Origin of the sequence: Staphylococcus ratti (assembly GCF_020883535.1) — a bacterium.
Classification (GTDB): Bacteria; Bacillota; Bacilli; order Staphylococcales; family Staphylococcaceae; genus Staphylococcus; species Staphylococcus ratti.
The window spans coordinates 1,528,947-1,542,368 of record NZ_CP086654.1 but is presented as its reverse complement, the minus strand read 5'-3'; the positions used below and the strand labels follow the sequence as shown (position 1 = coordinate 1,542,368).

The 13,422-nt window shown below is 36.5% G+C and carries 12 protein-coding genes; all 12 read left to right on the top strand.

The features are described 5' to 3' along the window. The first annotated feature begins 144 nt into the window (after positions 1 to 144). The 12 genes from mraY to ileS all read left to right on the top strand — a co-directional run bounded on the left by mraY (position 145) and on the right by ileS (position 13,226). Positions 145 to 1,110, top strand: coding sequence for a phospho-N-acetylmuramoyl-pentapeptide-transferase (gene mraY / locus LN051_RS07385; protein WP_229291905.1), 966 nt, complete (start codon positions 145 to 147; stop codon positions 1,108 to 1,110). Continuing rightward, positions 1,111 to 2,460, top strand: a complete 1,350-nt coding sequence (murD, locus tag LN051_RS07380) for a UDP-N-acetylmuramoyl-L-alanine--D-glutamate ligase (RefSeq protein WP_229291904.1) — start codon at positions 1,111 to 1,113, stop codon at positions 2,458 to 2,460. A gap of 14 nt (positions 2,461 to 2,474) precedes the next feature. After that, positions 2,475 to 3,362, top strand: a complete 888-nt coding sequence (locus tag LN051_RS07375; RefSeq protein WP_229291903.1) for a cell division protein FtsQ/DivIB — start codon at positions 2,475 to 2,477, stop codon at positions 3,360 to 3,362. Between the two features lie 107 nt (positions 3,363 to 3,469). Then, positions 3,470 to 4,885, top strand: coding sequence for a cell division protein FtsA (ftsA, locus tag LN051_RS07370; RefSeq protein ID WP_229291902.1), 1,416 nt, complete (start codon positions 3,470 to 3,472; stop codon positions 4,883 to 4,885). 29 nt (positions 4,886 to 4,914) lie between these two features. Next, entirely contained in the window at positions 4,915 to 6,096 is a 1,182-nt protein-coding gene (gene ftsZ / locus LN051_RS07365) for a cell division protein FtsZ (protein ID WP_229291901.1), read from the top strand. Positions 6,097 to 6,294: 198 nt separating this feature from the next. Further along, positions 6,295 to 7,089, top strand: a complete 795-nt coding sequence (gene pgeF, locus LN051_RS07360) for a peptidoglycan editing factor PgeF (protein ID WP_420853970.1) — start codon at positions 6,295 to 6,297, stop codon at positions 7,087 to 7,089. 27 nt (positions 7,090 to 7,116) lie between these two features. Continuing rightward, complete coding sequence (locus tag LN051_RS07355; RefSeq protein ID WP_229291899.1) at positions 7,117 to 7,791, top strand: YggS family pyridoxal phosphate-dependent enzyme; 675 nt, start codon at positions 7,117 to 7,119, stop codon at positions 7,789 to 7,791. A gap of 5 nt (positions 7,792 to 7,796) precedes the next feature. Beyond that, positions 7,797 to 8,402, top strand: a complete 606-nt coding sequence (locus LN051_RS07350) for a cell division protein SepF (protein ID WP_229291898.1) — start codon at positions 7,797 to 7,799, stop codon at positions 8,400 to 8,402. Between the two features lie 11 nt (positions 8,403 to 8,413). Further along, positions 8,414 to 8,704, top strand: a complete 291-nt coding sequence (locus LN051_RS07345) for a YggT family protein (RefSeq protein ID WP_229291897.1) — start codon at positions 8,414 to 8,416, stop codon at positions 8,702 to 8,704. Positions 8,705 to 8,874: 170 nt separating this feature from the next. Further along, complete coding sequence (locus LN051_RS07340) at positions 8,875 to 9,645, top strand: YlmH family RNA-binding protein (RefSeq protein ID WP_229291896.1); 771 nt, start codon at positions 8,875 to 8,877, stop codon at positions 9,643 to 9,645. A 23-nt stretch (positions 9,646 to 9,668) separates the two neighbouring features. Beyond that, complete coding sequence (locus tag LN051_RS07335; RefSeq protein WP_229291895.1) at positions 9,669 to 10,289, top strand: DivIVA domain-containing protein; 621 nt, start codon at positions 9,669 to 9,671, stop codon at positions 10,287 to 10,289. 189 nt (positions 10,290 to 10,478) lie between these two features. Next, a complete protein-coding gene (gene ileS / locus LN051_RS07330; protein ID WP_229291894.1) occupies positions 10,479 to 13,226 on the top strand; it encodes an isoleucine--tRNA ligase in 2,748 nt (915 codons plus the stop codon). The last annotated feature ends 196 nt before the right edge of the window (positions 13,227 to 13,422 follow it).

The window sequence follows — 13,422 nt, the reverse complement described above, 5'->3', positions numbered from 1 at the left end:
TTATTAGATTTACGGCGTGAAAAATACGGTTGACACTTGGGGGTGAAACGATGGGCTCAAATGAAAGTTTGATATCAGTTTCACTCCCAATTATATGTGAGTAAAATTAGATTAATTTTAGAGTTAATAAAAAGGAGAACTATTATGAGTTTTATCATTGCGATCATTGCATTTATCATTACTGCCGTTTTAGTACCAGTATTGATACCAACATTAAAAAGGATGAAATTTGGACAAAGCATTCGTGAAGAAGGCCCTGAAAGTCACATGAAAAAGACGGGTACACCTACGATGGGAGGTTTAACATTCTTAATCAGTGTGTTAGTTACAACGTTGATTGCTAGCATTTTCGTAGATGAAGCAAGCCCATTATTGTTGCTTGTATTTGTTACGTTAGGGTTTGGTTTGATTGGATTTATCGATGACTATATTATTGTTGTTAAGAAGAACAACCAAGGTTTGACAAGTAAACAAAAATTTATCGCACAAATTGCCATTGCAGTCATTTTCTTTATCGTTGCAAAAGGGATGAATGCATTTGATTTTTCAACAAATATTAATTTGCCTTTTACAGATTTCAGTATTCCTTTATCATTTGCATATGTTATTTTTATTATTTTTTGGCAAGTTGGTTTTTCTAATGCGGTTAATTTAACTGACGGTTTAGATGGCTTGGCAACAGGATTGTCTATTATTGGTTTCTCAATGTATGCCATTATGAGTTTTGTGTTAGGAGAGCCAGCAATTGGCCTATTTTGTATTATTATGGTGGCAGCGTTAGCTGGGTTTCTTCCATATAATATTAATCCAGCAAAAGTATTCATGGGAGATACAGGAAGCCTTGCCTTAGGTGGTATTTTTGCAACACTTTCAATTATGCTGAATCAAGAATTATCATTGTTATTTATTGGTCTTGTGTTTGTGTTGGAAACACTTTCCGTAATGTTGCAAGTAGCATCTTTCAAATTAACAGGCAAACGAATTTTTAAGATGAGCCCATTACATCATCATTTTGAGCTTAAAGGATGGAGTGAATGGAAAGTAGTTGGGGTATTTTGGACAGTAGGATTAATTTCTGGCCTTATAGGCTTATGGATGGGAGTGAGCTAATTGCTAAACTATACAGGATTAAAAGGGAAGAAAGCATTAGTCCTTGGATTAGCTAAAAGTGGCTATGAATGTGCCAAATTGCTACATTTGTTAGGCGCGGATGTCACAGTCAATGATGGTAAAGATTTAACACAGGATGCGCATGCGCATGACTTAGAGGCTATGGGAATTAGCGTTGTAAGTGGTTCACATCCACTAGCATTATTAGATGAATCTCCTATAATTTTTAAAAATCCAGGCATTCCGTACACTGTACCAATATTAGAAGAAGCTAAAAAGCGCGGACTAAAAATTTTGACGGAAGTCGAATTAAGTTATTTAGTATCAGAAGCACCGATAATTGGTATTACAGGAACAAACGGTAAAACGACAGTAACGTCACTTATTGGTGACATGTTCAGTAAAAGTCGCGAATCAGGACGTTTAGCAGGGAATATAGGATATGTTGCTTCGAAAGTTGCGCAAGATGTACGTGCTGATGAGCATCTTATTACAGAATTATCTTCATTCCAACTTTTAGGAATTGAAAAATATCGACCACACATTGCTATCATTACAAATATTTATTCTGCACACCTTGATTATCACGACACTTTGGAAAATTATCAAAATGCGAAAAAGCGTATTTTTGAGAATCAAACAGAAAGTGATTACTTAATATTCAATTACCATCAAAGACATTTGATTGATACAGCACAAGTAAAATCAAAAATCATTTATTTCTCAACACAACAACCTGTAGATGGCATTTACGTTGAAAATAATTACATCGTTTATCAAGGAATGCGTCTTATCCACTTAGATGACATCGTATTACCAGGGGAACATAATTTAGAGAATATTTTAGCGGCAGTGATGGCGGCAATTCTTGCAGGTGTGTCAATTTCTGCTATTATCCAATCATTAACGACATTCTCTGGCATCGAGCATCGACTTCAATATATCGGTAACAATAAAACGAATAAATATTACAATGATTCGAAAGCAACAAATACACTTGCAACACAATTTGCTTTAAATTCGTTTAAACAGTCTATCGTTTGGTTGTGCGGTGGACTTGATCGAGGAAATCAATTTGATGAGCTTACGCCGTACATGAATAATGTACGCGTAATGGTTACATTTGGAGAAACTCAAAATAAATTTGTTAAATTAGGTGAAAGTCAAGGGAAATATGTATTAAGAGCAAAAGACGTTGCTGAAGCAGTTGATTTAGTCCAAGATGTGATTGAACCTAATGATGTTGTGTTACTTTCACCTGCGTGTGCAAGCTGGGATCAATATGATACATTTGAACAACGTGGGGAAGCCTTTATCAACGCCTTCCGTAAACACTTACCATCACATTAAAGGATGTGACTTAAATGAGTGAACCTGTTAAAAAAATAGATAATGAGTACATTAAAGAAAAGCGACGCAAACAATTGAAAAAACGACGTCGTTTTCAGCGCAATTTAGTTTTAGGGTTAGTAGTGATTTTTGTACTCATTGCATTGTTTATGTTTACGCCAATAAGCAAAGTACATAACGCAGAAATCAATGGCACGCATTTCGTATCAAAAGAAGAAGTGAAAAAGCAACTGCGCATTGATAATACGCCTAGAATATATGCTTATGATTCTAAAGCGGCAATAGAGCGTATCGAAGAAAACCCATTAGTTAAATCCGTGGATATTCATAAAGCATTTCCTAACCAACTCATTGTGGATGTGAACGAGCATGACGTTGTGGGGGTTACAGAAGAAAAAGATAAGAACGTTCCAATCATAGAAACAGGAAAAGTACTAAAAGATTTTAAAGGTACAGTCCCTAACGAAGTGCCATATTTGAATGGTTTTAAAGGGACGGAAAAGCGTAAAGTTGTTGAAGCGTTACAAAAGATGGACGGAACGACACGAGCGCAAATTTCTGAAATTAATTATGCACCGGAAAAAGATCAACCTAATTTAATTAGACTCTATATGAGAGATGGCATAGAAGTGTTAGGGAAAACTACAACTATTGCTAAAAAATTGACATATTATCCGAGCATGTCACAAGCTTTAGAAAAAGATGAAACTGGAAAATTAAAAAAATCAGGATACATTGACTTGTCTGTTGGCGCTACTTTCATTCCATATGAGAATGATAAAAATGGCGATAATGGATCAGCAAGTTCAAAAGAGCTTAAATCAGGTACAGCAACTGAAGATAAAGCGAAAGATGACTTACAAAAAGCACTGAATAAAATTAAAGAGAACGAAAAAGAATAAAATGTCAAAAAAGTTCTAAAATCAACGTGTTTATAGTTCACATTGAAAGTTTGTTATTGTAAACTGTTTATAGTGTGAATAAGAATTATGTCAGGAGGTGCCTATCTATGGAAGAACATTATTATGTAAGCGTAGATATAGGCTCATCAAGCGTTAAGGTTATCGTTGGTGAAAAATTTCATAATGGTATTAATGTGATAGGTACAGGTCAAACCTATACAAGTGGCATTAAAAATGGACTCATTGATGATTTCGACATTGCTAAACAAGCAATTAAAGATACGATAAAAAAAGCGTCCATTGCATCAGGAGTGGATATTAAGGAAGTTTTTCTTAAATTACCGATTGTCGGAACGGAAGTGTTTGACGAATCAAATGCTCTTGAATTTCACGAAGATACAGAAATTGAAGGCACACATATCGAAAGTGTCCTAGAAGGAATTCGTGAAAAAAACGTAGAACCGAATACAGAAGTGGTCAACACATTTCCACTTAAATTTGTAGTGGATGGCAATAATGAAGTAACAGATCCTAAAGAGCTTGTTGCGCGTCATTCACTGGAAGTTGATGCAGGCGTAATTGCTGTTCCTCAAACGTTATTGATTAATATGATTAAATGTGTGGAAGCAAGTGGTGTAGATGTGTTAGATGTTTATTCTGATGCGTACAACTACCGTTCTATTTTAACGCCTACAGAAAGAGAACTCGGTGCTTGTGTAATTGACATCGGTGAAGATTTAACACAAATTGCTTTCTATGAAAGAGGAGAATTAGTAGACGCTGATGTTGTAACGATGGCAGGACGTCACATTACAGAAGACATACAGCAATTTTTAAATACTACATATGAAACTGCTGAAAAAATTAAGCAGCAATATGGTCATGCTTTTTATGATTCAGCATCTGATCAAGATGTCTTTACTGTTGAACAACTTGACAGTGAAGTTCCAGCACAGTTCACTCAAAAAGAGTTGAGTGATGCGATTGAAGCACGTGTAGAAGAAATTTTCTTTGAAGTGTTTGATGTTCTACAAGAATTGAACCTCACAAAAGTAAATGGTGGATTTGTAGTGACAGGTGGTTCTGCTAACCTGTTAGGTGTAAAAGAATTGCTGTCAGATATGGTGAGTGAAAAAGTCCGCATTCATACCCCTTCTCAAATGGGTATCCGTAAACCTGAATTTTCTTCAGCAATTTCGACAATTTCTAGTAGTATTGCTTTTGATGAGTTGTTGGATTATGTTACAATTAGTAATCATGATGACGAGGAAATTGAAGAAGAAGTAATCATAGATGAGACACCACGACATGAGTCCCGATTGAGTGGCTTTGATAACTTCTTTAAAAAGAAAAACAAAAAACACTCGGACGACAGAATAGACTCTGAAAAATCAAATCATGAAAATGAAAAACATAATGATTATGAATTAGAATCTGAACGAGATGGAAGAAATGCAAATGATGAACCGCATCACCAAGAAGAAAGTAAGTTCAAAAAAATTATGAGATCATTATTTGAGTAATTGGCTACAAAGATTAGGAGGAATTGTAAATGTTAGAATTTGAACAAGGATTTAATCATTTAGCGACACTTAAAGTCATCGGTGTCGGCGGCGGTGGTAACAATGCCGTGAATCGAATGATTGACCATGGAATGAATAATGTTGAATTTATTGCAATTAATACAGATGGGCAAGCGTTAAACTTATCTAAAGCAGAATCAAAAATTCAAATTGGTGAAAAATTAACACGTGGTCTAGGTGCCGGCGCTAATCCAGAAATTGGTAAAAAAGCTGCTGAAGAATCACGCGAACAAATTGAAGATGCAATTCAAGGTGCAGACATGGTATTCGTTACTGCTGGAATGGGCGGCGGTACAGGTACAGGTGCAGCACCAGTTGTAGCCAAAATTGCTAAAGAAATGGGTGCACTTACTGTAGGTGTTGTTACACGTCCATTTAGTTTCGAAGGACGCAAACGTCAAACACAAGCAGCTGCTGGTGTTGAGTCAATGAAAGCTGCTGTAGACACATTAATTGTAATTCCTAACGATCGTTTATTAGATATCGTTGATAAATCTACATCAATGATGGAAGCGTTCAAAGAAGCTGATAACGTTTTACGTCAAGGTGTACAAGGTATTTCAGACCTTATCGCTGTATCAGGTGAAGTGAACTTAGATTTTGCTGACGTTAAAACAATTATGTCTAACCAAGGTTCAGCATTAATGGGTATTGGTGTTTCTTCTGGTGAAAATAGAGCAGTTGAAGCAGCTAAAAAGGCGATTTCATCTCCACTACTTGAAACGTCGATTGTTGGTGCACAAGGTGTGTTAATGAACATCACTGGTGGCGAATCATTATCATTATTCGAAGCACAAGAAGCTGCGGATATTGTGCAAGATGCTGCTGATGAAGATGTGAATATGATTTTCGGTACAGTGATTAATCCGGAATTACAAGATGAAATCGTTGTAACAGTGATTGCAACTGGTTTTGAAGATAAGCCTTCATCACAAGCGCGCAAACAGCCAGCCACTTCTGGATTTGGAAGCAGTGCTCAAAATACAACAACTAGAGAATCTGGTTTTAACGGTAACCATTCACCGTCAACTTCTTCATTACAAGATGATAGAGAAGTGGATAATGGCCGTGGCCATAGTACAAATGATGATGATATCCCAAGCTTTATCCGTAACAGAGAAGAACGTCGTTCAAGAAGAACACGTCGTTAATTCTCTTCAAATATCATCACAGCATAAGAAGATATGATATAAAAGAGCACATGACTTGATGATTAAGGGTTTGATAAATTGATGAATGTGCTCCCAAAGTAGATAGATTGTTGCTAGGACAAAGGTGAATCGTTCATTGTCCTAGCTTTTTGCTTTTATGAATTCAATATTAAGACTTGGATATGATTAGGAGGCTATTTGATGAAAGCTTTCATACCTGTAGGACACTATTTGAATTACGTACCGAGCCAAAAGCATGAAATATCGATTGGCATGACAACGCGTCAAGGTGGCGTGAGTCCTTTTCCTAATCATGCATTTAATATGGCGCGTTACATCGATGATACATCTGAAAATATTACAAAACATCAAAATATTTTAGCGCACGAAATAGGATTTCCTACATCGCAATGGGTTTTTCCTATTCAAACGCATGAGGCTAAAGTGGTTGAAGTTAGTTCGAAAGATAAAGGGTCAAATATTGATGCATTGTCCAATGATTGTTTGTTTGGTGTGGATGGTCTGTATTCATATGATAAAGACATACTCTTAACGATGTGCTATGCGGATTGTGTGCCAATCTATTTCTATAGCCCTAAACATCATTTTATTGGATTGGTTCATGCTGGATGGCGGGGAACTGTAAAGTGTATTGTAGAGGAATTATTAAATCAATTTCCATACCCATATGAAGATATGTATGTTGTTATCGGACCTTCAACGTCTAACACTTACGAAATCAATGATGATATTTTGGCGCAATTTAAAAAATTGCCGATTGATGATACAAAGTACATTGAAACTAGAGGAGACAATCGACATGGTATTGATTTAAAGTTAGCCAATCAATTATTGTGTGAGAATAAGGGTGTACCTCATGAGAATATTTACAGAACGACGCACGCAACCTCTGAAAACTTAGAATTATTTTTCTCCTATCGGGTAGAAAAAGGAAAGACAGGAAGAATGTTAGCTTTTATTGGTCAACATTAACGTATTGTATGGAAAGGACAAATAAGGATGTCAGTTCAAGAAAATTATAATCATATACAATCTGAAATAAAAAAGCATGTAAGTGAATCAGAATTAACGTCTATTCCTCGCGTGATTGCAGTGACGAAATATGTTACAATAGAGCGAGCCAAAGAAGCTTATGATGTGGGCATTCGTGATTTTGGAGAGAACCGAATTGAAGGGTTTCGAGATAAAAAAGCAGCGTTACCAGATGATGTGACGATGCATTTTATTGGTTCGCTACAATCTCGAAAAGTAAAAGAAGTCATCAATGAAATCGACTATCTTCATGCGTTGGATCGTGAGAGTTTAGCAAAAGAAATCAGCAAACGTGCAACGCACACAATTAAATGTTTTGTGCAAGTCAATGTTTCTGAGGAACAATCTAAACATGGATTAACTTTAGAAGAGGTAATACCATTCATTCAACAACTTGGGCATTACGATCATATTCAAGTGGTAGGCCTCATGACCATGGCACCTTATACAGATGATGAAGCACAATTAAAAGATATATTTAAACAATTGAAACTGAAACGTGATGACGTTCAAGCTTTAAACTTAGATTATGCCCCATGTACGGAATTATCTATGGGGATGAGTAATGATTACGCTATAGCAACTGAAATGGGTGCGACATATGTGCGTATTGGTACAAGTTTAGTAGGAAAAGAGGAGTGAGGGTATTGGCTATAAAAGACCTATTCAATGGCTTTTTCACATTCGAAGAGGAAGATGATGATTTCATCGAGGAAGAAGAGCGTCGTGAAAGAGCACGAGAAAGAGAAATGCAAAGAGAAGCTGACAAAAACCAAAGTGCATCTTCTAAACAAGGATTTACACAATCTACGCAGACGACAGAACGTCCTAGAGCGTTACAATCTGTCCCTAAAAAACAATCTTCTAGAAATAAATCAACACATAACGAACGTAAATATCAAATCGCGAAAGAATCAGCGACACAGCAAGGGAATGTGGTAAGTATGACTCAAACACAGGATGCATTTACAAATGGCAGTTCTAAAATGTGCTTATTTGAACCTAGAGTATTCTCTGATACACAAGATATTGCTGACGAACTAAAAAATCGTCGTGCAACCCTCGTAAATTTACAACAAATCGATGCAGTATCAGCAAAGCGCATTATCGATTTCTTAAGTGGAACTGTATATGCAATTGGTGGAGATATTCAACGTGTCGGTGCGGATATTTTCTTATGTACTCCAGACAATGTAGAAGTCGCTGGTAGTATTTCAGAGCACATTGATGCGATGGAAAATCAATACGAATAAGGGAGACATCTATGGCAGAACAAACAGTAGGAATGATTTTTGAATTTTTGTTATTTGCAGTTAGAATCTATACGTATGGTATGATTGTCTACATTTTTATGTCATGGCTACCTGGTGCTCGTGAAAGTGCCATCGGACAATTTATGGCTAAAATTTACGAACCTTATTTAGAGCCTTTTAGACGCATTATCCCACCTTTAGGAATGATTGATTTATCACCAATTGTGGCATTTATTGTACTTAATTTGTTCCAAAGAGGTCTAGTGGCAATATACCAATTAATCGTGACGCAATTTTATTAATCGTATGATTTTACTATAGGGGTTGGGACATAGAGATGTTCTAGCCCCTTATTTCATAGGCAGCGTTTAAAAGTGTAGTAGATGGCTCGTTTAAAAAGACGCTTTTTGAGCTTTTCAACCACGTCATCCGCGCTTACGATGTGTTTAAATATGTGAAGGAGCATAAGAAAATGGAGCTTTATCAACACTTCAGACCAGAAGAACGACCGATGATTGACGCATTAACAGATAAAGTAAGACAAGCTGAAACACAGTATAGCCCAGTCTTGACTTATTTTTTAGATCCACGAGGACAATATATTTTAAAAGTTATCGTCGGCAGTTTCCCAGACTTGAATTGTCATTTTTATGGGGGTCCCCATTGCGAACGACGTCGTGCTATCATTGCTCCGGATTATTTTGAGCCAATGGCAAATGATTTCGACCTAAGTTTAATTGACATAGCGTATCCTGAGAAATTTGTTTCAATCAAACATCAACATGTTTTGGGCACTTTAATGTCGTTAGGCATTGAACGTGAACAAATTGGTGATATTATAGTAGGAGAGCGATTACAGTTCGTTTTGACAAATCAAATTAAATCCTATATCATGATGGAATTAACACAAATAAAAGGCGCAACAGTTAAACTCAATACCTTATCTATCGAAAATATGATAGAATCTAAAGAGCAATGGCAAATGCATAATGCGACGGTAAGTGCGTTACGATTAGACGTTGTTATTAAAGAGATGATTCGAAAATCACGAGGTATTGCGCAAACATTGATACAACGTAAACGCGTGAAGGTCAATCATTCAATTGTAGAATCTGTTGATTTTCAACTTGCTGAAGGTGACGTCATATCGATTCAAGGATATGGTAGAGCAAAAATCACAGAAATTGGTGAACGTACAAAAAAAGATAAATTGAGATTAGCCTATCAAACTTTATTTAAATAGTGTATTATGAAGGAGGAAATGACATGGCTTTCACACCAAGTGAGATAAAAAACAAGTCTTTTACACGTACTAAAAATGGTTTCGAACCGGTTGAGGTTGAACAATATTTAGAGCAATTAAGTAAGGAAATTGAGCGTTTAAAAGAAGACAAGAAGCAACTCGAAAATGTATTGCAAGAAAGAGACACACATATTCAATCATTTAAAGATGTTGAAAAATCAGTTGGTGAAGCAATTGTAAGTGCACAACGTGCGGCAGATGAAACAAAAGCAGCGGCACAAAAAGAGCACGATGCAATCATTCAAAAAGCACATGCTGAAGCCAATCGCATTGTCAATGACGGCATTGAAAAATCACGTCGTCTTTCATTCCAAACAGAGGATATGAAACGACAATCTAAAATTTTCCGTTCACGTTTTAAAATGTTAGTTGAGGCACAATTAGATTTGCTTAAAAGTGATGATTGGGAGTATTTACTTAATTATGACTTAGATGCACAACATGTGACAGAAGAAAATGTTCAGCATTTAAGCAAACAAGACTTAACTCCTGAAGAACAACAACAAACAGAAAAAGAAAATACGGTTGAGAATCATACAGAAGCATCAAATAAAGAGAATGATGGAGACAAGCAAGAGAAGTAAGTCATACTCACAGCGAGTTAGGGAAGGTGAGAGCCTAGCGTAGACACTTTACTTGTATCACTCACATCGTGGTATAAATATGTTTTAAAAGAGAACTCTAAGCTGAGTTAATCAGGGTGGTACCGCGGCATAGCCGTCCCTTTAGTTGAGCTTAGAGTTCTTTTTATATTTTAAAGGAGTGAATAAATTATGGATTATAAAGAGACGTTACTCATGCCCAAAACTAAGTTTCCTATGCGTGGTGGGTTACCTAATAAGGAGCCTCAAATCCAAGCTCAATGGGAAGAACAACGTTTATATGAAAAGATGTTAAAGAAAAATGAAGGCAATACCCCTTTCATTTTGCATGATGGGCCACCATACGCAAATGGTAATTTACATATGGGGCATGCTTTAAACAAAATTTTAAAAGATTTTATCGTTCGACATAAAACGATGCAAGGTTTTTACGCTCCTTATGTACCAGGTTGGGATACACATGGTTTACCAATTGAGCAAGCGTTAACGAAAAAAGGTGTTAAACGTAAAGAAATGTCTATTGCGGATTTTCGCAAAAAATGTGAAGCTTTCGCATTAGAACAAATTGAATTACAGAAAAAAGATTTTAAACGTCTCGGTGTAAATGGCGATTTTGATCATCCATACATTACATTAAAACCAGAATATGAAGCGGCACAAATTCGTTTGTTTGGTGAAATGGCGGACAAAGGATTAATTTATAAAGGGAAAAAACCAGTTTATTGGTCGCCTTCAAGTGAATCTTCACTTGCGGAAGCAGAAATTGAATACCATGACAAACGTTCAGCTTCTATTTATGTTGCTTTTGACGTGAAAGATGCGAAAGGTACAGTAGACGAAGATGCTAAATTTATTATTTGGACAACAACACCTTGGACATTACCTGCGAACGTAGCCATTACGGTCCACCCTGAATTAACTTACGTTCAGATGAATGTTGATGGCGAGAAATATGTTATCGCTGAGGCATTAGTGGACACAGTGGCAGAAATGCTTGAATGGAATAAAGAGACGGTTGTTCGTGAAAAAGAATTTAAAGGTTCAGAGTTAGAATATGTAGAAGCAGCACACCCATTTATTGATCGTGTATCCCTTGTTATTAATGGTGATCATGTTACGACGGATGCAGGTACAGGTTGTGTACACACAGCACCAGGTCACGGTGAAGATGACTATATTGTAGGTCAAAAATACGGCCTTGACGTGATAAGTCCCGTAGATGATAAAGGCGTTTTCACTGAAGAAGCTGGACAATTTGCAGGCATGTTCTATGATAAAGCGAATAAGGCAATTACAGAAGTATTAACTGAAAAAGGCGCATTGCTTAAACTTAACTTTATTACCCACAGTTACCCACATGATTGGCGTACGAAAAAGCCAGTTATTTTCCGTGCGACACCACAATGGTTTGCGTCAATTTCTAAAGTGCGCGAAGATATTTTAAATGCAATTGACCAAACAAAATTTAAAGTAGATTGGGGTAAAACACGTATTTACAACATGATTCGTGATCGTGGTGAATGGGTGATTTCACGTCAACGTGTTTGGGGTGTCCCGCTACCAGTTTTTTATGCTGAAAATGGCGATACCATTATGACAAAAGAAACAGTGAACCATGTTGCAGATTTATTCGAGAAATATGGCTCAAATGTCTGGTTTGAACGTGAAGCGAAAGATTTATTGCCAGAAGGATTTACACATGAAGGTAGCCCTAACGGAACATTTACTAAGGAAGACGACATTATGGACGTTTGGTTCGATTCAGGTTCTTCACACCGTGGTGTGCTTGAAGGTCGTTCGGAATTAAACTTCCCAGCGGACATGTATTTAGAGGGCAGTGACCAATATCGTGGTTGGTTCAACTCTTCAATTACAACATCTGTGGCGACACGCGGTGTGTCACCTTACAAAATGTTGTTATCTCACGGTTTCGTAATGGACGGTGAAGGTAAGAAAATGAGTAAATCTTTAGGTAATGTCATTGTACCTGATACGATTGTTAAACAAAAAGGTGCAGATATTGCACGTTTATGGGTGAGCTCAGTAGACTATTTAGCTGACGTGCGTATTTCTGAAGAAATCTTGAAACAAGTGGCAGACGTTTATCGTAAAATTCGTAATACGTTACGTTTCTTACTTGGAAATGTAAGTGACTATAATCCACACACAGATAAAATTGCTGAATCTGACTTGTTAGAAGTGGACCGTTATATTTTAAATCGCTTTAGAGAATTTTCGAAAAGTACATTAGATCATTACGATCAATTTGATTATTTAGATATTTATCAAGAAGTTCAGAACTTCATTAATGTAGAACTTAGTAACTTCTATTTAGATTATGGTAAAGATATTTTATATATTGAAGCAAAAGATGCGCATAAACGCCGTAGCATGCAAACGGTACTTTATGAAATTTTAATTGATATGACGAAATTATTAGCGCCAATTATTCCGCATACGGCAGACGAAGTTTGGTCATATATTGAACATCAAGACGAAGAAAGCGTTCATTTGTCAAACTTACCAGAGCGTCATGAAGTAGATCATCAATTGGTTGAAAAATGGTCAACATTCATGCATTTACGCGATGACGTAAACCGTGCATTAGAACATGCACGTAATGAAAAAACAATTGGTAAATCGCTTCAAGCTAAAGTGAAAATTGGTAATAGCGCTGATTTTGACACAACGGCTTTCTTAGCGCAATTTGACAACTTACCACAATTATTCATTGTGTCACAAGTTGAAATTGTGGATGCACCAAACGGTCAAGAGTATCAATATGCAAATGTTGAAATTGAACATGCGGAAGGCGAACAATGTGCGCGTTGTTGGAACTACGCAACAGCATTGGGTTCAGTAGGTGAACTTACAGAGCTATGCCCACGTTGTCAAGAAGTCGTTAAAACTTTAAACTAAATGAGTTTAGATGATTCAAATCGCGAATGGAACTTTTAGTACCAATTGAATATTGATCAATCATCAAACAAGGGTCAAAGACGTAAAAGCGTCCTTGACCCTTGTTCATGTGTTTAAAAGTATAGATTAATTTAACATTTCTAGATTGTAGTCTAAAAACGAACGGATAACGTAAGACAGTGTATAGAATAGATAA

Excerpts from the sequence above, each read along its gene's own strand:
- mraY (WP_229291905.1), top strand. The coding sequence starts at position 145 with ATGAGTTTTATCATTGCGATCATTGCATTTATCATTACTGCCGTTTTA.
- LN051_RS07375 (WP_229291903.1), top strand. The coding sequence starts at position 2,475 with ATGAGTGAACCTGTTAAAAAAATAGATAATGAGTACATTAAAGAAAAG.
- ftsA (WP_229291902.1), top strand. The coding sequence starts at position 3,470 with ATGGAAGAACATTATTATGTAAGCGTAGATATAGGCTCATCAAGCGTT.
- ftsZ (WP_229291901.1), top strand. The coding sequence starts at position 4,915 with ATGTTAGAATTTGAACAAGGATTTAATCATTTAGCGACACTTAAAGTC.
- LN051_RS07355 (WP_229291899.1), top strand. The coding sequence starts at position 7,117 with ATGTCAGTTCAAGAAAATTATAATCATATACAATCTGAAATAAAAAAG.
- LN051_RS07345 (WP_229291897.1), top strand. The coding sequence starts at position 8,414 with ATGGCAGAACAAACAGTAGGAATGATTTTTGAATTTTTGTTATTTGCA.
- LN051_RS07340 (WP_229291896.1), top strand. The coding sequence starts at position 8,875 with ATGGAGCTTTATCAACACTTCAGACCAGAAGAACGACCGATGATTGAC.
- LN051_RS07335 (WP_229291895.1), top strand. The coding sequence starts at position 9,669 with ATGGCTTTCACACCAAGTGAGATAAAAAACAAGTCTTTTACACGTACT.
- ileS (WP_229291894.1), top strand. The coding sequence starts at position 10,479 with ATGGATTATAAAGAGACGTTACTCATGCCCAAAACTAAGTTTCCTATG.